General features: G+C 49.0%; 19 protein-coding genes. 18 read left to right on the top strand and 1 reads right to left on the bottom strand.

The features are described from left to right. Window positions 1-6: 6 nt before the first annotated feature. Complete coding sequence (locus AY633_RS08155; protein ID WP_068487814.1) at window positions 7-390, top strand: gamma-glutamylcyclotransferase family protein; 384 nt, start codon at window positions 7-9, stop codon at window positions 388-390. A 68-nt stretch (window positions 391-458) separates the two neighbouring features. On the opposite strand, the gene AY633_RS08150 is transcribed toward AY633_RS08155, so the two are convergent. Next, entirely contained in the window at window positions 459-1,010 is a 552-nt protein-coding gene (locus AY633_RS08150) for a DUF3267 domain-containing protein (RefSeq protein ID WP_068487813.1), read from the bottom strand. 165 nt (window positions 1,011-1,175) lie between these two features. Here AY633_RS08150 and rpsF point away from each other — a divergent pair, with 165 nt between their 5' ends. The 17 genes from rpsF to rlmH all read left to right on the top strand — a co-directional run bounded on the left by rpsF (window position 1,176) and on the right by rlmH (window position 21,008). Further along, window positions 1,176-1,463, top strand: a complete 288-nt coding sequence (gene rpsF / locus AY633_RS08145) for a 30S ribosomal protein S6 (RefSeq protein ID WP_068459466.1) — start codon at window positions 1,176-1,178, stop codon at window positions 1,461-1,463. A gap of 53 nt (window positions 1,464-1,516) precedes the next feature. Beyond that, on the top strand, window positions 1,517-2,011 hold the full coding sequence (gene ssb / locus AY633_RS08140) for a single-stranded DNA-binding protein (protein ID WP_068487812.1): 495 nt from the start codon (window positions 1,517-1,519) through the stop codon (window positions 2,009-2,011). 52 nt (window positions 2,012-2,063) lie between these two features. After that, a complete protein-coding gene (rpsR, locus tag AY633_RS08135) occupies window positions 2,064-2,300 on the top strand; it encodes a 30S ribosomal protein S18 (protein ID WP_058382282.1) in 237 nt (78 codons plus the stop codon). A gap of 1,714 nt (window positions 2,301-4,014) precedes the next feature. Beyond that, complete coding sequence (locus AY633_RS08120; protein ID WP_260804540.1) at window positions 4,015-4,983, top strand: YybS family protein; 969 nt, start codon at window positions 4,015-4,017, stop codon at window positions 4,981-4,983. A 14-nt stretch (window positions 4,984-4,997) separates the two neighbouring features. Further along, complete coding sequence (locus tag AY633_RS08115) at window positions 4,998-6,974, top strand: DHH family phosphoesterase (RefSeq protein WP_068487809.1); 1,977 nt, start codon at window positions 4,998-5,000, stop codon at window positions 6,972-6,974. After that, window positions 6,971-7,420 (top strand): 50S ribosomal protein L9, encoded by a 450-nt coding sequence (rplI, locus tag AY633_RS08110; protein WP_068487808.1) that lies wholly within the window; start codon window positions 6,971-6,973, stop codon window positions 7,418-7,420. The genes AY633_RS08115 and rplI overlap by 4 nt, the downstream gene beginning before the upstream one ends. Window positions 7,421-7,431: 11 nt before the next feature. Continuing rightward, the gene (gene dnaB / locus AY633_RS08105) at window positions 7,432-8,784 is read left to right on the top strand and encodes a replicative DNA helicase (RefSeq protein WP_068487807.1); all 1,353 of its coding nucleotides are present in this window, start codon (window positions 7,432-7,434) and stop codon (window positions 8,782-8,784) included. Window positions 8,785-8,928: 144 nt separating this feature from the next. Beyond that, window positions 8,929-10,215 (top strand): adenylosuccinate synthase, encoded by a 1,287-nt coding sequence (locus tag AY633_RS08100; RefSeq protein ID WP_068487806.1) that lies wholly within the window; start codon window positions 8,929-8,931, stop codon window positions 10,213-10,215. 339 nt (window positions 10,216-10,554) lie between these two features. Next, on the top strand, window positions 10,555-11,841 hold the full coding sequence (locus AY633_RS08095) for a M23 family metallopeptidase (protein ID WP_068487805.1): 1,287 nt from the start codon (window positions 10,555-10,557) through the stop codon (window positions 11,839-11,841). 1,008 nt (window positions 11,842-12,849) lie between these two features. After that, a complete protein-coding gene (gene yycF / locus AY633_RS08090; RefSeq protein ID WP_058382289.1) occupies window positions 12,850-13,557 on the top strand; it encodes a response regulator YycF in 708 nt (235 codons plus the stop codon). Window positions 13,558-13,562: 5 nt separating this feature from the next. After that, the gene (gene walK, locus AY633_RS08085) at window positions 13,563-15,389 is read left to right on the top strand and encodes a cell wall metabolism sensor histidine kinase WalK (protein ID WP_068487804.1); all 1,827 of its coding nucleotides are present in this window, start codon (window positions 13,563-13,565) and stop codon (window positions 15,387-15,389) included. Continuing rightward, the gene (locus tag AY633_RS08080; protein ID WP_082799204.1) at window positions 15,380-16,720 is read left to right on the top strand and encodes a YycH family regulatory protein; all 1,341 of its coding nucleotides are present in this window, start codon (window positions 15,380-15,382) and stop codon (window positions 16,718-16,720) included. Before walK ends, AY633_RS08080 begins: the two co-directional genes overlap by 10 nt. Further along, on the top strand, window positions 16,707-17,510 hold the full coding sequence (locus AY633_RS08075) for a two-component system regulatory protein YycI (RefSeq protein WP_068487803.1): 804 nt from the start codon (window positions 16,707-16,709) through the stop codon (window positions 17,508-17,510). Before AY633_RS08080 ends, AY633_RS08075 begins: the two co-directional genes overlap by 14 nt. Before the next feature lie 13 nt (window positions 17,511-17,523). Further along, window positions 17,524-18,312 carry an MBL fold metallo-hydrolase gene (locus AY633_RS08070; RefSeq protein WP_068487802.1) on the top strand — a complete coding sequence of 263 codons (789 nt, stop codon included), beginning with the start codon at window positions 17,524-17,526 and terminating at the stop codon, window positions 18,310-18,312. A 443-nt stretch (window positions 18,313-18,755) separates the two neighbouring features. Then, complete coding sequence (locus tag AY633_RS08065) at window positions 18,756-19,958, top strand: S1C family serine protease (protein ID WP_068487801.1); 1,203 nt, start codon at window positions 18,756-18,758, stop codon at window positions 19,956-19,958. A 268-nt stretch (window positions 19,959-20,226) separates the two neighbouring features. Then, entirely contained in the window at window positions 20,227-20,439 is a 213-nt protein-coding gene (locus AY633_RS16340) for a CxxH/CxxC protein (RefSeq protein WP_313903500.1), read from the top strand. An 89-nt stretch (window positions 20,440-20,528) separates the two neighbouring features. Then, a complete protein-coding gene (rlmH, locus tag AY633_RS08055; RefSeq protein ID WP_068487799.1) occupies window positions 20,529-21,008 on the top strand; it encodes a 23S rRNA (pseudouridine(1915)-N(3))-methyltransferase RlmH in 480 nt (159 codons plus the stop codon). The last annotated feature ends 34 nt before the right edge of the window (window positions 21,009-21,042 follow it).

Genomic DNA, 21,042 nt, shown 5'->3' with positions numbered 1-21,042 from the left:
AAACGAATGTATTTATTCGCATATGGAACCTTAAAAAGAGGCGGCAAATACCATTTTTATTTGGAAGAAGCGGAATTGGTGGAAGAGCATGTGACGATTTCGGGAAGCTTGTATGATACGGGGCTTGGTTATCCGGCACTTGAATTGGCAGGAGACGATGTCATTCAAGGCGAGCTATACGACATTCCGGATGTCCTATGGCCGGCGATCAACGACCTGGAAGATTACACGGGGAACGCAAAAACGGACATGTACGACCGTTTGACGATCGATGTCGAGACCAAGCGGGGCACGAAACAAGCGATTGTCTATACGGCAAAAGCAGAGCGCTTGCTGAAGGAATATATCCCGGAAGGCGTATGGGATGTGGAACGGTCGTTTGCGAGATAAGAATTAAAAAGAAGGCATAGCAGGAAATCTGCTGTGCCTTCTTTTTTTATTTGTGCGGAACCTGCCATTCATTCATCTAGCGATGGGTAGCTGGAATAGACGTGGAGGCGGGGGAGATTTTGGTCGTCCAATATCCACGCATCGTTCGGCTCTTTGCGCAGTTCCCTGTACATGAGGAAGTCGCCGAATGCGCCGGCCGTCAGCATGGCGCCGAGCAAGACGAGTACTTGGTCGCCGGCCCAAAAGCCGATGACGCTCGGCAAAACCGCCGTCATCCAAAATGGCAGCAGCAGAACTGCCCGCATCGCCCGGTTTTTCACGGGCCGGTCGCTTGTCGCATAAGCAATGCCCAATTTTAAATTGAGGCCGTATTGAAGCGACGACAGCGGCACTTTGCCGAAAACGACAAAGCCGATCAAATGAAACAATTCATGCAGCACGATCAATAAGACGTAGCCGCCCAAAAAATAAAGGATGCCGAACAGCGAAAAGCTGAAAGACAGCGGCTCGCGGAACAGCTGGTAGGCGAGCGCGAAAACGACGACCAGGCCGATGTTGAACCACAGGGCTTTTGGGGCGATTTCTTCGATGTTCAAATCGATAATTTTATGCGGTTCCATTGGCAACACATCCCGAATTTTAATGCTTTCAGTATAGCCTAAATTACAACTTGCCGGAAGTCTATGCGTATGCTACAATATGTTGATGTGAGTAATATTTATGATTGCTTGCTCCTTGCCCGCTGGAATCAGCAGGGCCCAAGTCCATAAGGAGGTGACAATACGATGAGAGAATATGAAGTAATGTACATTGTACGCCCGAACATTGAAGAGGACGCTAAGAAAGCTCTAGTTGAGCGTTTCAGCGAAATCCTAACTTCTAACGGTGCGGAAATCATCGAGTCGAAAGAATGGGGTAAACGCCGTCTGGCTTATGAAATCAATGATTTCAAAGAAGGTTTCTACCAGATCGTTAAAGCTAATGCTGAGACAGAAGCTATCAACGAGTTTACACGTCTTGCGAACTTCAATGAAGACATTATCCGCCACATGGCTGTACGCCTAGACGTATAAGCAATAAGCGGAATACAGATAATACACGACTTGAAGAAGGAGGTTGAATTCTGATGATCAACCGGGTTGTATTGGTCGGAAGACTGACAAAAGATCCCGATCTTCGTTACACACCAAGCGGCGCGGCGGTGGCTCGTTTTACACTTGCTGTAAACCGGACATTCTCCAATGCGCAAGGTGAACGCGAAGCGGATTTTATCAATTGTACCGTTTGGCGCAAGCAAGCTGAAAACACAGCGAATTTCCTTAAAAAAGGAAGTCTCGCCGGTGTCGAAGGCCGCATTCAGACTGGCAGCTACGAAGGTCAAGATGGCAAGCGCGTTTATACGACGGAAGTGGTGGCAGACAGCGTTCAATTCCTTGAACCAAAAGGCGCCAACTCCGGATCTGGGGATCGTTCAAACGATCGCTCGTATGGACAGCAGCCGTCTTATCAACAGAACCAACCGTCTAGTCCAAGTCAGCAAAACAATACTCGTGTAGATGACGATCCGTTTTCAAGCGGAAGCGGGAAGATCGAAGTTTCAGACGACGATCTGCCGTTCTAAACCAGGCGCCCATCAGCGAATAGAAATCTGAAGATGAGGGAGGTAATTCGATATGGCACCACGTCGCGGAGGCAAGAAGCGTAAAAAGGTTTGTTATTTCACTTCAAACAACATTACACGCATCGACTACAAAGACACTGATTTGCTTAAGAAATTCATTTCTGAGCGAGGCAAAATTTTGCCACGTCGTGTTACGGGCACAAGCGCTAAATGGCAACGTCGTTTGACAATTGCAGTTAAACGCGCTCGTATCATGGCACTTCTACCGTTCGTAGCGGAAGAAAAATAAGATTTTTCAAAGAGGCCGGGAAACCGGCCTCTTTTTTATATGCTTTGGGAATGTATTCAAGTGAGTGGAAAAGATAAGGTGCGCTGCAAAGCTTACAATTGATGCGAAAGAAATATAAAGAAGTGAGTGGAATAGCTTGCACTATTAGACTGCGTTGCAGGGGGCTGCTTGGGGCTCGTAGGATACTAGAGAAATAATAAAGAAGTGAGTGGAAAAGCTTCCGCTTTTCGACTACGTTGCAGGGGGCTGCTTGCCGTGGGGCGGGTGTTGAGCCAACGTGCCGCAAAGGGCGCGACACGATTGTCTCGCCAGCCCGCGCGGTCCCACAGGCGTCAGCCCCCTTCCACTCCGTCTCTAGTTTTAGAGGGGAAGATTGTTTTTTCAGCTCATTAAATATTAAATGTAGAAACAACTCAGGTTTTCTATCTCAAGTCGTCTCTGGTGTTGAGAGACTAGTTAGTTCTGGTTCGCCAACAAAATTTTCGATCTAATCGCCAATATGCCAGACTCTACATCTCGAGAAGCGATTCCCCCGCTAGCCGGCAACATAATAAAGAAGTAGATCGATTTAAACGCACCCAAATCAACGAAATCTCTCAGCCGCCGAGCGTAAAGGGGTGAGCCGATGCCATAAGACAGGCGTTCTTCCTGGCTTATGGCAAGAGGCCAACCCAAAGTACGGCGGCGAAGAATAAGCAGAAGTACAAATAGAATGCTGAAACTGTTCGACCCGAAAACCCTTGCTATCTTCTTATCTGTTTTTCCGGGAAGTGATTTCCCCACTAGCCGGCAACTGAGTACAGAAGCAGACCTGTCTAAACACACTCGAATCAACGAAATCACCAAGCCGCCCGGCGTAAAGGGGTGAGACGATGCCATAAGACAGGCGTTCTTCCTGGCTTATGGCAAGAGGCCAACCCAAAGCGGCGCGGCGACTACTAAGCTGAAGCACCAATAGAATGCTAAAACTCTTCAACGCCTAAACTCTCACTAGCTGCTTCAAACATATCTCGGGAAGTGATTTCCCCACTAGCCGGCAACTGAGTACAGAAGCAAATCTGCCTAAACACACTCGAATCAATGAAATCAACAAGCCGCCCGGCGTAAAGGGGTGAGTCGATGCCAGAAGACAGGCGTTCTTCCTGGCTTACGGCAAGAAGCCAACCCAAAGTACGGCGGCGAAGAATAAGCAGAAGCACCAATAGAATGCTGAAACTGTTCGACCCGAAACCCCTTGCTATCTTCTTATCTGTTTTTCCGGGAAGTGATTTCCCCACTAGCCGGCAACTGAGTACAGAAGCAGACCTGTCTAAACACACTCGAATCAACGAAATCACCAAGCCGCCCGGCGTAAAGGGGTGAGCCGATGCCATAAGACAGGCATTCTTCCTGGCTTATGGCAAGAGGCCAACCCAAAGCGGCGCGGCGACTACTAAGCTGAAGCACCAATAGAATGCAAAAACCTTTCAACACCCAGACTCTCACTATCTTCTTATACATTTTGCCAGGAAGCGATTCCCACACTTTAATTTCCAACGATTATTCCCATCTACTGCCAAATCGGCGATAATCATTTTCTACAAGCTGCTCTTGAAAGACAGACACTTTTTCTTCTCAAAACGGAGAGCTAGGTGTACAGTAGGACAACCTCCCTTTTTTGTTCGGGAGATTGAATCATGGTACAATTATACGGATGAAATAAACCCGAAAGAAGATGAAAAACGCAGATATGCCTAACCAAAAGACAAGTCAACTAACGAACGGAGCCATGATGACGGCGCTGTTTGCCGTCCTATTGGCTATTTCTGTATATGTACCGGTGCTGAGTTTAGTCAGTACCTTGTTTTTGGCATTGCCGATCGCTTGGTATAGCGCCAAGTATCCGGCAAAGGCGTCGGCGCTGGTCGCAGTGGTCGGGGTCGTGTTAAGCTTCCTGATCGGCGGATTGCTGTCATTGCCACTGGCGTTGATTCACATTCCGCTGGGGCTTATGATCGGGCTGTCGATCCACTATAAAAAAAGCAAATTGTTCATGTTCATGGGCTCGAGCATCGTGTTGCTGCTATCATTGATGTTGCAATATGTAGCGGCGATTGCCTTTTTAGGAATTAATTTCCTGGAAGAATTCACAACGACGATGCGGAGTTCGTACGAACAGGCCGGAACATGGCTCGAACGGCTTGGTTCGGAATCGATGGAGGAATACGAGGAACTGGTCGCGCAGATCATGCTGACTTTTGAGACTTTGCTTCCGACGCTATTGATTTTGACGACGTTTACGACGGTGTGGGTGTTGTTGTTGATCCTATTGCCTATTCTAAAGCAGCTCGGGGTTGAAGTGCCGAAATTCCCGCCATTCCGCGAGATGCGCTTGCCGAAAAGTGTATTATGGTATTACCTAATCGTCATTTTAGTGTCCTTGCTGTCCGATTTCGAGCAAGGGACCATGGCGTATTTCATTTTCGCAAATGCCTCGATGCTGTTGCAGTTTCTATTGTTCTTGCAAGGGGTATCGTTCTACCATTTCTATATCCACCAAGAGGGCTGGCCCCGCTGGGTAACGGTGATCGTGACGATTTTTGCAGTACCGTTGCAGTCGTTTACGAGCATCATCGGAATTTTGGATCTTGGCTTCGATATCCGGGGCTGGATCAAGCGGGCGCATGAGTTTAAAGGAAAGTAAGGAGCTGAAGAGAAATGTCGGCTTTTTTCAGGAAACGTAATCTAAGATACCCATTGCTGGCATTGCTAGCTCTTGGAATGGCCGCTGTGATTCTTATTTCGCTATGGTCGGAGTGGGGCGCAGGCATTTTCGCTATCCTTTATGGGGCGGCCATCGCCTCGGCGTGGGTACTGGAGAAACGCAACTATGAAGAGACTGAAAAGCATATCGAAACGCTATCTTACCGAATGAAGAAAGTCGGCGAGGAAGCTTTGCTCGAAATGCCGATCGGGATTTTGCTGGTCAATGAAAACCAGCAGATTGAATGGGCCAATCCCTATATCACTTCAGCGCTTGATTATGAGACGTTGATTGGTGAATCGGTTTACAGTTTGACGGAAGAATTCAACCAATTGGTCAAATCGACCGAATCGAATGAAATGGTCATCTCGCTTGGCGGCCGTAAGTACCGCGTCTATTACCGGGCGGATGACCGGCTGTTCTACTTATTCGATATTACCGAACAAGTAGAGATCGAAACTTTGTATCATGCGGACCGGACCGTCCTCGGCATTTTGTTCATCGATAATTACGATGAATTGTCACAAGGGATGGACGACCAAGTGCGCAGTAATTTAAATAGCCTGGTGACGTCCTTGATCAATCGATGGGGGACGGACAATGGCATTTTTGTGAAACGAATTTCCTCGGACCGCTTTTTGGCGGTGTTCAATGAATCGATTCTCCAAAAACTGGAGGAAACGAAGTTCACGGTACTCGATGATATTCGTGAAGTGACAGCGAAAGACAATATGGCGCTGACTTTGAGCATCGGCGTCGGGGCGGGTTCCGCTTCGCTGATCGAACTTGGCGCCATGGCGCAGTCCGGGCTCGATTTGGTGCTTGGACGCGGCGGTGACCAAGTGGCAATCAAGCATCCGAGCGGCAAGGTCAAGTTCTATGGGGGCAAAACCAATCCGGTCGAGAAACGGACGAGGGTCCGTGCACGCGTCATTTCGCATGCGCTGCGTGATTTGATCCAGGAAAGTGACCAAGTGTTTGTCATGGGCCATAAAATGCCCGATATGGATTCGATTGGCGCGGCGGTAGGCGTGGCTAAAATGGCAGAGATGAACCGTGTCAAAGGCCGTATCGTCATCGATTTTGATGAATACGATCGCAGCGTTATGCGTTTGATGGAAGAAATCGAAAGTGATCCGCATTTGTTTGAACGTTTCATCACCCCAGAAGAGGCGCTATCGGAAATGACTGAGCATTCTTTGCTGGTCGTGGTCGATACGCATAAACCATCGATGGTTATTGATGAACGGCTGCTTCAGCGTATGGATCGCGTCGTGTTGATCGACCACCATAGAAGAGGCGAGGAGTTCATTACCAATACGATGCTCGTCTACATGGAGCCGTACGCATCGTCTACGGCGGAGCTGGTCACCGAGTTGATCGAATACCAGCCGAAACACGAAAAATTGACGATGCTCGAAGCGACCGCAATGCTTGCCGGCATCATTGTCGATACGAAAAGCTTTACGCTGCGCACGGGCGCCAGGACCTTTGAAGCGGCTTCCTATTTGCGCTCGAACGGTGCTGATACAGTCCTCGTGCAGCGCTTATTGAAAGAAGACCTCAATACGTATATTGAACGGGCGAAAATCGTTCAGAGCGTGGAATTTGTCGGCGACGGCATTGCCATCGCTAAAGGTGAATCGGGACGCATCTATAGCCCTGTGCTGATCGCACAGACGGCGGACATTCTGCTGACGATGAAAGACGTTAACGCGTCGTTTGTTGTCGCAGAACGGACAGAAGGCGGCGTTGGCATCAGTGCCCGTTCGCTTGGTGAAGTCAATGTCCAAATCGTAATGGAAAATCTCGGCGGCGGCGGCCATTTAACCAATGCAGCCACACAAATGCCGGACGCAAGTATTGAAGAAGCGGTCGGGCAACTAAAGACCGTATTAACCGAAAATGATAGAGGAGGATCTGAAGAATGAAAGTAATTTTCTTGAAAGACGTAAAAAATGTAGGCAAAAAAGGCGATATCAAAAACGTGGCGGACGGCTACGCGAATAACTTCTTGTTGAAGAACAACTTGGCAGTAGAAGCTGATCAAGCGGCCATGAGCAAACTGGCTGGCCAACAGAAGAAACAAGAAAAAGAAGCTGAACAAGAGCTAGATGAAGCGAAAGAGCTAAAAGCAAAGCTTGAAGCGTTGACTGTTGAATTGACAGCAAAATCCGGTGAAGGCGGCCGCTTGTTCGGTTCGATCACTTCAAAACAGATTGCCAAGGAGTTAGAGAAAACTCATGGCTACAAGCTCGACAAGCGTAAAATGGAACTCGATGACGCAATCCGCGCGCTTGGCTACACGAATGTGCCGGTGAAGTTGCATCACGATGTAACCGCGACATTGCGCGTACACGTTACTGAAGAAGCGTAAGGGGAATAGATATGAACGAATCGATTGACCGCGTCCCACCGCATAACCAGGAAGCCGAGCAATCCGTTATCGGGGCCATTTTCCTGGAGCCACAGGCACTGGTTTCCGTAGCGGAAATCGTCATGCCGGAAGATTTTTACCGCGTCGCCCATCAGAGGATTTTCCAGACGATGATCGATTTGACGGACCGCGGCAAAGCGGTGGATTTGGTCACCGTGACAGAAGAGCTATCGGTCAAAAAGGAGCTCGAAGATGTCGGCGGCTTATCGTACCTGACAGAGATTGCTAATGCGGTGCCAACAGCCGCAAACGTCGGGCATTATGCCCACATCGTGGAAGAGAAAGCCTTGCTCCGCCGACTCATCCGTGTGGCCACTACGATCGTCGAAGACGGCTTTACGCGCGAAGACGAAGTAGAAGCATTGCTTGCGGAAGCCGAGAAAAAAATGATGGAAGTGTCGAGCCGCAAAAATGCGGGCGACTTTATCCATATCAAAGACGTCTTGGTAAAAACTTACGATAATATTGAGCTATTGCACACGCGTAAAGGCGATGTCACGGGGATTCCGACCGGATTCCGCGATTTGGACAAAGTGACGGCAGGTTTTCAGCGCAATGATTTAATCATTGTCGCCGCTCGTCCGTCCGTTGGTAAGACAGCTTTTGCGCTCAATGTTGCGCAAAACGTCGCGACCAAGACCGAAGAAAACGTCGCCATTTTCAGTTTAGAGATGGGAGCAGAGCAGCTCGTTATGCGGATGCTTTGCGCTGAAGGCAATATCGACGCTCAAGTCATGCGGACCGGTGCGCTTCAAAATGAAGACTGGCGCAAACTGACGATGGCGATGGGCAGTTTATCAAATGCAGGCATCTTTATCGACGACACGCCAGGGATCCGCGTCAACGACATCCGCGCGAAATGCCGACGCTTGAAACAAGAATACGGCCTTGGCATGATCATGATCGATTATTTGCAGCTGATCCAAGGGCCCGGCAAAGCCGGCGAAAACCGCCAGCAGGAAGTATCCGATATTTCCCGTTCCTTAAAAGGGCTAGCGCGTGAACTCGAAGTCCCGGTCATCGCCTTGTCGCAGCTGTCCCGTGGGGTTGAGCAGCGGCAAGACAAACGGCCGATGATGTCCGATTTACGTGAATCCGGATCGATCGAGCAAGATGCCGATATCGTATCGTTTTTGTACCGTGAAGATTATTACGATAAAGAAACTGAAGACCAGAACATGATCGAAATCATCATCGCCAAGCAGCGGAACGGCCCGACCGGCACCGTCAAACTGGCGTTTGTGAAGGAATACAACAAGTTCGTCACCATCGATTGGGCAGACCATGAAGGCGGCGATTTCTAAAACATCTATTAAACACGAACGTTAAATGCAGAAATGCATTTTTATGTTCGTGTTTTCTTATGTTTCATATTGACGTGGCTAGTCTCTATTGGTACAATAAAGACTGTTTGAAACAGGGCGACAAGCCTAACGGAGGTGCGGACGATGACATCAGTCGTAGTAGTAGGAACGCAATGGGGAGACGAAGGAAAAGGGAAAATCACGGATTTTCTATCAGAACATGCAGAAGTAATCGCACGTTATCAAGGCGGAAATAATGCTGGGCACACCATCATTTTTGGCGGCGAAACGTATAAATTGCACTTGATTCCATCGGGGATTTTTTATAAAGAAAAAACATCGGTAATCGGCAACGGCATGGTCGTTGACCCGAAAGCGCTAGTGCAAGAGCTGAAAGGCCTTCACGATCGTGGAGTGACGACAGAGAACTTGCGCATTTCAAACCGCGCGCACGTCATTTTGCCATACCACATCAAGCAAGACGAAGTGGAAGAAGCGCGCCGAGGCGCCAACAAAATCGGTACGACTGGAAAAGGCATCGGGCCTGCATATATGGACAAAGCGGCACGCGTCGGGATCCGTATTGCAGATTTGCTGGACCATGTCGTATTCGAAGAAAAACTGCGCATGAACTTGAAAGAGAAAAACCGCATGTTCGAGAAATTCTATGAAACAGAAGGCTTCACGGTCGAGGAAATCATGGAAGAGTATTATCAATACGGGCAGGAAATTGCCCAATACGTGACCGATACTTCGAAAGTGCTAAACGATGCATTCGATGCCGGCCGCCGCGTGCTATTTGAAGGCGCACAAGGCGTCATGCTCGATATCGACCAAGGTACTTACCCATTTGTCACATCGTCCAATCCAGTAGCGGGCGGCGTTACGATTGGTGCTGGCGTAGGCCCGACGAATATTTCACACGTCATCGGCGTCTGCAAAGCTTACACATCGCGTGTCGGTGACGGACCGTTCCCGACTGAATTATTTGATGACATCGGCGACAAGATCCGCACAGTCGGCAAAGAATTCGGCACGACAACAGGCCGTCCGCGCCGCATCGGCTGGTTTGACAGCGTCGTCGTCCGCCATGCACGTCGTGTCAGCGGATTGACGGATTTGACCGTCAACTCCATCGACGTCTTGACGGGCCTCGATACGGTGAAAATCTGTACGGCTTACCGCTACAAAGGCGAGCTGATCACAGAATACCCAGCGAACTTGCGCATGCTCGCAGACTGCGAACCGGTCTATGAAGAAATGCCAGGCTGGTCTGAAGACGTAACATCGTGCAAATCATTGGATGAATTGCCAGAAAACGCGCGCCACTACCTAGAGCGCATTTCGCAATTAACCGATGTCCAGATCTCGATCTTCTCTGTCGGACCAGACCGCAACCAGACAAACATCGTCAAAAGCGTTTGGCGTTAATCGAATACTTACAAGCCACTGCCTAAAAGCGCAGTGGCTTTTTTAGTTGGCTACAATTTCGCCACAAATGAAACAACCGTTCAATGACCTTATATGATGTTTGTGACAAAAAAATCACAAAGAACGGCCACGAAATGGAAAACAAGGACAGAAATCATAATTTTTTTGCCTCTATTTGCAGAATTAAAGAAAATCATGACATTAAATGGATAATACTGTCTGATACATAACATATCAGTAACAATGAGTTTATCAGGTGAGCTATTGAAAACAGATGTGATAGAGTGGGGAAGTTAAAAAACCTCCTCACGGAAAGACGAAAGGAGCCCGACCCGCAACATGAACGCGAAACACCTAAACAAAGACAAATTGAACCTGCGCAAATGGAAAATCGGAACCGCCCTTGTGCTTGCGGCCAGTGCGTTCGGCGCCAACACGATTTTTGCCGAACCGAATGAACCGCAACACCTGGAGCCCGTTTATCATATCTATCACAACGCCAGCTACCTCGGAGCCGTCTCAGACGATGCGCCGATCGATGACTTAATTGATGAAAAACTGAAGACGACCGCAAGCGATTACGATGATTTGCGTCTCGCACCGAGTGAGGACCTGATCATCCGTACCGAACAAGCCGTAGCCTCGAATCCGACAGACGATGAAACGATCATCAGCCAGCTGGACGAGCAATTGGCCATCCAGGCAGAGGCCTTCGCCTTGCGAGTCGACAATGAATCAGAAGTCTATGTAAAAGACCGTGAAGCCTACGAAGAAACCATTCAGCTCATTAAAGAAACAGCTGTAAGCGAAAAGGAGCTCGAGCAATTCGAGCAGCAGCAAAACGAAACGGATTTGCCTGAGCTCAAAGCAGGCGAGTCGCGCAACACGGATATTTCCTTTTCGCAGCCGGTCAATGGCTTGTCCAAACAAATCGACCCGAAACAAGTCATAGCGCCAGATGAAGCGGCACAATACGTAACCGATGAACTCGGCGTAGACGTGCTTGTCAATAAAGCCGAAAAAGCATTAAAGAAAATGCCATATGAAACGGTCAAAAAAGACAGCGAAGACCTTTATATTGGCGAAACGAAAGTCAGCGAAAAAGGCCAACGTGGCGAAAAAGCGGTTAGCTACGCCGTACGAGAAGTTAATGGCGAACGTGTCGGCCGCTCCGAGACACGCGAAAAAATCCTGGACGAGCCGGTCGACAAAATCATCTTAGAAGGCGACAAGGAACTGCCGGGCGCCGGCACAGGCGAATTTACATGGCCCGCAGACGATGGCTACGTATCGAGCAAAAAAGGCCAACGTTGGGGCCGTGCCCATAAAGGCATCGACATCGCACGTCCCGAAACACTTGATATCGTCGCGGCTGACCACGGCACGGTCACCAAAGCCGGTGCAGCCGGCACATTCGGCAACCGCGTCGTCGTCGACCACAAGAACGGCTATGAGACGATCTATGCGCACCTGTCGTCGATTGACGTCCAAGTGGGCGACAAAGTATCCCCGCATACGAAACTCGGCAACATGGGCACGACAGGACGTTCTACAGGCATCCACCTGCATTTCGAGCTATCATACGAAGGCCAGGACCGTGACCCTTTGGATTATGTGAAGAAATAAACTAGTAAGAAGCTTCCGGCGTGCTGGGAGCTTTTTTTGTATTTCAGATAGATAGCTTGTGGGATAGTTTGAAAAGGATGATTAGAAAAGCTTCCGCTTTTTGACTGCGTTGCAGGGGGCTGCTTGCCGTGGGGCGGGTGTTGAGCCAACGTGCCGCAAAGGGCGCGTCACGTTTGTCTCGCCAGCCCGCGCGGTCCCACAGGCGTCAGCCCCCTTCCACTCCGTCTCTAGTTTTAGAGGGGAAGACAACTTCTTCTGTCCACTCGATAAAAAATGAGGAGATGCTACATGTCTGGTAGCTCATATCGTTTGGATCAAAGAGAGCGTGATTTCAGTTCAAACAGCTATTTGTCAGACACCGCATCTCAGGGAGCGATTCCCCAACTAGCCGGCAACTGACTACAGAAGCTGAACTGCCTAAACACATTCGACTCAATGAAATCTTCAAGCCGCCCAGCGTAAAAGGGTGAGCCGATGCCGTAAGACAGCTGCTCTTCCTGGCTTATGGCAAGAGGCCAACCCAAAGCAGGGCGGCGACTACTAAGCTGAAGCACAAACAGAATGCTGAAATAGTTGAATACGTAAACTCTCACTATCTACTTCAAACTCATCCCAAGAAGCGATTCCCCCGCAAGCCGGCAACTAGGTAAAGAAGCAAATCTGCTTGAACACACCTCAATCAACGAAATCTTCAAGCCGCCCAGCGTAAAAGGGTGAGCCGATGCCGTAAGACAGCTGCTCTTCCTGGCTTACGGCGAGAGGCCAACCCAAAGCAGTGCTGCGAAGACCAATATGATGCTTAGTTAGCATACAAAAATATGTCTGCACGAAATCCCTCACTCTTATCGCCAGGCTTTCACGCCTCTAGAACCCGTACACCGCTGAGCCCCGCTGTGACCACCCAAAGGTGCGAAATACGTGGAATAATGATAAAGTAAAGGGTAGCAAAGAATGTCAAAACGGCTAGGTACATGTGAAATAATTGGGATGCAGAGGGGGAGAAGATAGATGAACAAAACAATATTAGTTGTGGATGATGAGAAGCCAATTGCGGATATTTTGCAATTTAATTTGAAAAAAGAAGGCTTTAATGTGGTAGTAGCTTACGACGGCGATGAGGCCATCAAAGTGGCAGAAGAAATTCAGCCGGACTTGATGCTGCTTGATATCATGCTGCCAAACCGCGACGGCATGGAAGTGTGCCGCGAAGTGCGCAAGAAATTTGATTTTCCAATCATCATGCTGACGGCGAAAGACTCCGAGATCGACAAAGTGCTCGGACTGGAGCTCGGAGCGGATGATTACGTTACGAAGCCGTTCTCGACGCGTGAATTGATTGCGCGCGTCAAAGCGAACTTGCGCCGCCAGAACGTTGTGCCGGCAGAAGAGGAAGGCGTCGGCTCGAACGATATTCAAGTCGGATCGCTGACGATCCAGCCGGATGCGTATTTGGTGTTGAAACGTGAAGAGACAATCGAATTGACGCACCGGGAGTTTGAGCTGTTGCATTATTTGGCGAAGCATATTGGCCAAGTGATGACGCGCGAGCATTTGCTGCAAACGGTATGGGGTTATGATTATTTCGGCGACGTGCGGACAGTGGACGTTACCATTCGCCGCTTGCGTGAAAAAATTGAAGACAATCCGAGTCACCCAGCGTGGATCGTGACGCGTCGCGGCGTCGGCTACTATCTGCGGAATCCTGAACAGGAGTAGGCTGAATGCTAAAAACCAGTTTTTTTAAGTCGATTCATGTGAAATTTGTCTTGATCTATATTTTGCTGATTCTTTTAGCGATGCAGATCATCGGCCTTTATTTTTCCGAGCAGCTCGAAGAAACGCTACGGAAAAACTTTGATGATTCTGTTAGGGACCGGATGGAAATCATCGAATTCAGCGTACGCGAAGAGATGATTCGCAACCGGACGGAGGAGGACCTGACCATTGAGCAGAGCCTCCGGTCGGTCTTGACGAATTTTGACTCAGGCGACATCAATGAAATCCGCGTGGTTGATAACCGCTACCGGATTTTGGGCACGTCTTTAGGCGAGAATCAATCGCTCGTCGGCCAACGTTCGACAGACGACCAGATTCGCCGTTCTATCGTTGGGGAGACGCTTCTAGAGCAAACCTATATAGACGAGAGCATGGAAGAGCGGGTGTGGGTAAGAACCTTGCCGATTACAGCGGTCGGGGGCGAAATGCTCGGCACGCTGTACGTCAAAGCGGAAGTTGAGAATGTCTATGACCAAATGGACACCATTAACTCGATTTTGGCAGGCGGTACCGCCATTGCTCTCGTTATTACGGCGGTGCTCGGCATATTGGTTGCACAGACGATTTCACGGCCAATTGCCGATATGCGCAGGCAAGCACAAGCGATGGCGAAAGGTAATTTTTCGCGCAAAGTGCGTGTTTACAGTGAAGATGAAATTGGCCAGTTGGCCCGTGCGTTCAACCATTTGACGAACCGGCTGCAGGAATCACAGCAGTCGACAGAAAGCGAACGGCGCAAACTCGCCTCAGTGCTTGCCAATATGACAGATGGCGTGCTGTCGACCGACCGCAGAGGGCGCATTATCCTGATCAATGAGCCCGCCTTGCAGTTATTGAATGTTTCACGTGAAACGGTCATCAACCGTCCAGTGACGACAGTGCTTGGCTTGGATGAAGCCTACACATTCGAAGATTTGATCGATATGCGCGATGCGATCACGCTCGATATCAGCTCGCATGATCAGGCGACGCTCCTGCGTACGACGTTCTCGGTCATTCAAAAAGAGACCGGTTTTGTAAACGGTTTGATCGCTGTGTTGCACGATAATACAGAACAAGAGAAAATCGACATCGAGCGGCGCGAGTTTGTGGCGAACGTCTCGCATGAATTGCGGACACCGCTTACGACGATGCGCAGTTATTTGGAGGCGCTCGCTGACGGCGCTTGGCAAGATCCGGACCTCGCACCGAATTTCCTCAACGTCACGCAAACCGAAACCGAGCGGATGATCCGTCTCGTCAACGATTTGCTGAAACTGTCGAAGATGGATTCGAGCGAAGCGGACTTGAGCCGCGAAATGGTCGAATTCGGCGTGTTCTTTAACCGCATCATCGACCGTTTTGAGATGTCGAAATCGCAAAATGTGTCGTTTGAGCGTAAAGTGCCGAAATCACAGTATTTTGTGGAAATCGATACCGATAAATTGACGCAAGTCATCGATAATATTATTTCCAATGCCTTGAAATATTCTCCGGAAGGCGGCAAGGTCCGCTTTTCAGTCCGCGAGAAAGAAGGGGAATTGCTCGTGTCGATTAGCGATGAAGGAATGGGCATTCCGAAAGAAAACGTCGAGCGTATTTTCGACCGCTTCTACCGCGTGGACCGTGCGCGTTCGCGTGCAATGGGCGGGACAGGCCTTGGCCTGGCGATTTCAAAAGAAATGATCAATGCACATGGTGGGAAAATCTGGGCGGAAAGCCGTTACGGCAAAGGAACTTCGATTTATTTCACCTTGCCATATGAAATTGATGATGGAGGTGAATGGGATTGAAGTATTTGGAGCATGTAAAATCTGTTGCCTTATTCGTCCTGATTATGCTCAGCCTCGCACTGACATTCACCATTTGGACCTTCACCCCATCGCTTCAGGAGATTGAAACGCCGACACAAGTGGATGTAGCGATTGGCGACAATCGAACGGCCGATGAAGTGGTGCGCCCTGTGAAAGTGTTGTATCACCACGAAGAAGAAGTAACCGGTACATCCTCCCAGGCCGACATTGAAGCGATGCTGGAAACCATCCAGCGATGGGAGATTTCCGATGTCCAATTGTTTGAAGAAGAAGCGGGAACGGATGCCCTTAAGCAATATTTGCAAGAACCGGGGCGCACCGTACTGTATTATCCGGGTGCTGTACCGTTTCCTGTATTCGATGTCATTATGGACATTACCGATAATAATTTGCCGGAATCGACATTCAACCGCGTTGTTGTGGAATGGGGCACCGAGGAAAATCCTGAGTCCACGATGTACTTTATCAATACCGGTTCCGGCCGGATTTATGAAGCACAAGTATCGGAGGCTGAGTTGATCGAGTTCCGCGGGGATTATGTGCAACAGTCAAAAGAATATGACCGTTACGTAACGGATTCACGAATTGGCCGACTGCCGGTGTATGTGCCAGAAAATCCGCTAGAGAAGACCAGCTTTGATTATTTGCTGGACGAGACATCGCCTGCTACATTCGCCGATGCCATTATGGACAACCCGACGGCGGAGTTTGCGGGAGATTTGCAGAGCGAAGAATTTACGGATGATTCGGGGGCCATCATGCGTGAGTTGAATGGCCAAAAAAGCATCAATTACGTACAGCCAAAAGCCGAAACGTCTGATCCCGCCATTCCATCCGACCTCGTGTATAATTCGATTAACTTTGTGAACGAACATGGTGGATGGACCGACCAATATGTGTATTTCGGCATGAAATCGGTCAATCAACAAATCAGTTATCAATTGTTCTTCGAGGGCGCGCCGGTCTTTAGCAATACGACCGCTGTCAGCCTTGATGTGGAATGGGGCATTGATGATGGCATCGAGCAGGCATTCCGCTATAGCCGCCCAACCTATTTGCTCGATTCGGTCGTAGAAACCCGCACCATCGAAATGGCGTCTGGCGAAGCGGTTCTCGAGGCTGTGTCGCGCCTCGATATCGACCTTGAGACGATTGAGGCCGTGATGATCGGCTACGAGCTGACACGCAGCGAAGACGAGCAATTGATTGAATTGATCACGTTTCAACCGGCTTGGTATTATAAAGCAAATGGCAAATGGACACGGCTATCTGACGAATCAGTAGGAGGCGTGAGGCTTGGATTGGAGTAAAACAAAAACGATTTTCATTATTGTCTTTTCGATTCTCAATGTCTTTTTGTACTCACTTTATATCGACCGCTACACGGAAGCAGAACAGATTCAGCCGCTTCCGGAATCGACCATCGATGAAAAATTGAGAGGCGACAATATCACGTATTCGGCCTTGCCAGATTCGTCTGAGGACAAGCCTTATGTGCGCGGCGAGTCGAAGGCGTTTACCGAAACGGCAGTGGATATTGACGGTGTCGTCAATGTGCTCGATGGCCGAATGCTGCAAATCACTTACGATGAGCCGATTGAGCTTGATGGCGACAAAGAAGATGCGCTTGTGACATTCATCGAAGAAGAAGTACCGGAAAGCTCAGAATACTCGCTATGGCAAATCGATGAAGATCAAAACCATGCAGTGTTTTTCCAGAAGATTTCAGGCGTTCCACTGTTCCACAGCAAAGGCGGCCAATTGACCGTCTTTTGGAACGAAGACGATGAAGTGATCGGCTTTGAGCAAACTTTATTCGACAACATCATCGAAAATGAAGAACAGAAGAAATTGATTTCGCCATTGGAATCGATTCATACGCTTTACCAAAAGGGTCTGTTGAAAACGAACAGCCGCATCACCGAAGCTGAACTGGGCTATTCAACACATGTACAAGTGTCGGAGAACCGGCAAATGTTCGTTCCAACCTGGCGCATCCGGGTCAAAGATTCCGAAGGCAAGGAAACCGACCTTTACGTTAATGCCATCAAGGATGGGGTCATTGAATTGAACAAACAGAACGAGGAAACAGCAGAGTAAGGAGATTTTAACTATGCGCTTTAGTGTATTGGCCAGCGGTTCGACTGGCAATGCCATCTATATAGAAAACGACGAGCATGCATTTTTAGTGGACGCAGGACTCAGCGGCAAGAAATTGGAGTCGCTGTTCGCCTCTATCGGCCGCGATATGGGCAAGCTCGACGGCATTCTGGTTACCCATGAGCATAGCGATCATATTAAAGGGCTCGGCATCGCCGCCCGCCGCCACAAAGTGCCGATTTACGCCAATGCCAAAACGTGGACGGCGATGGACGGGCTCGTCGGCGCGATTCCCATCGAGCAGCGTTTTCATTTCGATATGGAGACGACGAAATCATTTGGCGGCCTCGACATCGAATCGTTCGGCGTGTCGCATGATGCGGCGGACCCAATGTTCTACGTGTTCCACGAGAACGGCCGCAAGCTCGCGCTGATCACCGATACAGGCTATGTCAGCGACCGCATGAAAGGCATCATCGGCGCGTCCGATGCCTATGTGTTTGAGAGCAACCACGACATCGGCATGTTGCAGATGGGGCGTTACCCGTGGTCGGTCAAACGACGCATCCTGAGCGATGTGGGGCACGTGTCGAATGAAGATGCGGCGGTGGCGATGTCGGAAGTATTGGCAGAAAAGCCGACGCGTATTTATTTGTCGCATTTGAGTAAAGATAACAATATGAAAGACCTCGCACGCATGAGCGTCGAGCAGACACTGCAGACAAAAGGCATCTTCGTCGGCGATTATGTCGATTTGTTTGATACGTCTCCGACTGAGGCGACGCCTTTGGTTGTGGTTTGAATAGAGGTAAGAGGAGAGACTGTTCTAGAAGCCTGAGAAATGGCTTGTAGGGCAGTTTTTTTTGTTTTTAGAGTCGCTGATGTCCGTGAAAGTGGACGCTTTCGGGCCCACAGGACGTCGCGGTGCCAGCTGCCGTGGGCATCGGGTAACTATGTTGCTCCCACATCTGCGATGCAGATGCGTCGCAAATAAATGGGCTTAGCGTGACTTCGCCCATTTATTCGCCGCTTACATTCCCAGCTAGTGTGGAATAAATAAAGAGAGCGCACCAACAGTTGTTGGAGTACATCATCTAACTGTCTTGTGCGCCAAATCACCAAGTTAAAAAGTGTACAAAGTAAGTTGGATAGAAGCTTTCTGAGAGGCTTGTAGAGGGAGGATTGCTTGCATTTTGACGGGTACATCTTATGATAAAAAGAGAAGCATAAGAGAGGATGGAGGCTATGGGTTATTACAATCAGACGCCGAATGGCCGGCAGCCGAAGCCGAGCCGTGCGGGTAGTTTTTTTGCAGGGGTGTTCGGCGTGATGATCGGGGCGCTGTTGATGTGGGGATTGTTTTCGCAAGCACCGGGTTTGTTGCCAGGGACGGATTCAGCGGATACCGGCACCCAGATCCAGCAGCAAAGCCGTGAACAGCAAGGCGCGTCGCTCGATATTACGACCGATGTGACGAAAGCAGTGGACGAAGCGTCGGACGCGGTCGTTGGCGTATCAAATCTCCAGACGGGCGGGGATTTCTTCTCGCAAAGCCAGGAGCAGGCAGTAGGAACGGGTTCTGGTGTTATTTATAAAAGCGAAGGCGATACGGCTTATGTCGTGACTAATTATCACGTTGTCGAAGGTGCTAGCAGCATCGAAGTGACTTTGGCCGATGGTGCGAAAGTGGAAGCACAAGTAGTCGGCAGCGATATTTGGACCGATCTTGCTGTCCTGAAAATGAGTAATGACAAAGTGCAGGACGTCGTGGAACTGGGCGATTCGGATGCGTTAAAGCGTGGCGAAGCGGTTATCGCGATCGGCAACCCGCTCGGACTTGAGTTTTCGGGTTCTGTGACGAGTGGTGTCGTATCAGGTACCGACCGGGCCGTTCCAGTCGATTTGGATGGTGACGGAACACAAGACTGGCAGGCAGAAGTTTTGCAGACGGATGCGGCGATCAATCCTGGCAACAGTGGCGGCGCGCTCGTCAATTTAGCAGGGCAATTGATTGGCATCAATTCCATGAAAATTGCTACTTCACAAGTCGAAGGCATTGGGTTTTCAATACCGATCAACTCAGCGCTTCCGGTCATCAATCAGCTCGAAGCAACGGGTGAAATGGTGCGACCGGCGATGGGCATTACCTTGATGGATTTGGCGCAAGTACCAAGCGCTTACCGAGCAGATACATTGAATTTACCGGAAGACATCATATCTGGTGTCGTCGTTAGTTCGGTCGTATCGTCTTCTGCGGCGGATCAAGCAGGCATGCGTCAATACGACGTCATCGTTGAGATGGATGGCGAAGAAATCGGTGATATCATCGAATTGCGTAAGCATCTCTATAATGAAAAGCAAATTGGGGATATCCTACAAGTAAAGGCATATCGAAACGGTGAATTGCTCGAATTTGAGCTTGAACTCACCGACAATTCCACTTTGTAAGATCCAGCAGTTCCAGAAGGTGTTTTATGCACCGATCGGAACTGTTTTTTTACGTGATTGAAATTGAGAGGAAGAAGCAAAAACGAGCTGAATATTATGCACTTTGCAGCTCAGATTTTGGACTGGCAAAGCCTAATTGTTCGGAAAAAGACCATGTGGATAACTTTTTTGTTAAATTTCGATTATTAACAATCCACAGGCAACAAAAGCTTCGCTATCCGTAGTGTTTTATATCTGTTAAAATGGATTGTGGATAAAAGGGAACGAAATGTGCATAACTGTGTTGAATATTCGGAAATCGAAAGGAGGCGTAAAAATGGAGCTATTTTGCTGCCAAACGCATGTGGGACAAGGGCTTGACGAATTCGTCGCCAAAACAGAAAGCTATCCTATACTGACTGAATTATCAGATAGCAAAAAGTTATCCACAAAGTGTAATTACTGCGAAGAGCAGGCATTGTATCTTGTGGCGAGTAAATAAAATTCTACAAGATGTAGAAATGCCTGTGGATATGTGCATAAACTCTGTGGGCAACTTGTTTGTAAATTTCATGTAAAGGGGGATAAGTTGTGAACATTTCAATTGTGACGGTCGGAAAACTGAAAGAGAAATACTTAAAAGCGGGCATTGCAGAATATGCAAAACGTTTAGGGGCTTATGCAAAAATCGCAGAGGTAGAAGTCGCGGATGAAAAAGCGCCGGAGCAATTGAGCGAAGCGGATATGGAAATCGTCAAAAAGAAAGAAGGCGAGCGCATACTCGCCAAAATCCCACAAGACGCCTACGTCATCGCCTTGGCGATCGACGGCAAAATGAAGACTTCCGAGCAGCTCGCCAAAGACATGGAATCGCTCATGACTTACGGCCGCAGCAAAGTCGTCTTCGTCATTGGTGGGTCGCTCGGCTTGCATGATGAAGTGTTGAAGCGTGCGGATGAGAAACTGTCGTTTTCCGAGATGACGTTTCCGCATCAATTGATGAAGTTGATCTTGTTGGAGCAGATTTATCGAGGTTTCCGGATAATGAAGGGTGAGCCTTATCATAAGTAAATGAGGTAACTTAGAATATACTCTTTGCTTGAAT

Source organism: Planococcus maritimus (assembly GCF_001592825.1).
In the GTDB taxonomy this organism is placed as follows: domain Bacteria; phylum Bacillota; class Bacilli; order Bacillales_A; family Planococcaceae; genus Planococcus; species Planococcus maritimus_C.
This window is presented reverse-complemented; position numbering and strand designations above follow the sequence as displayed.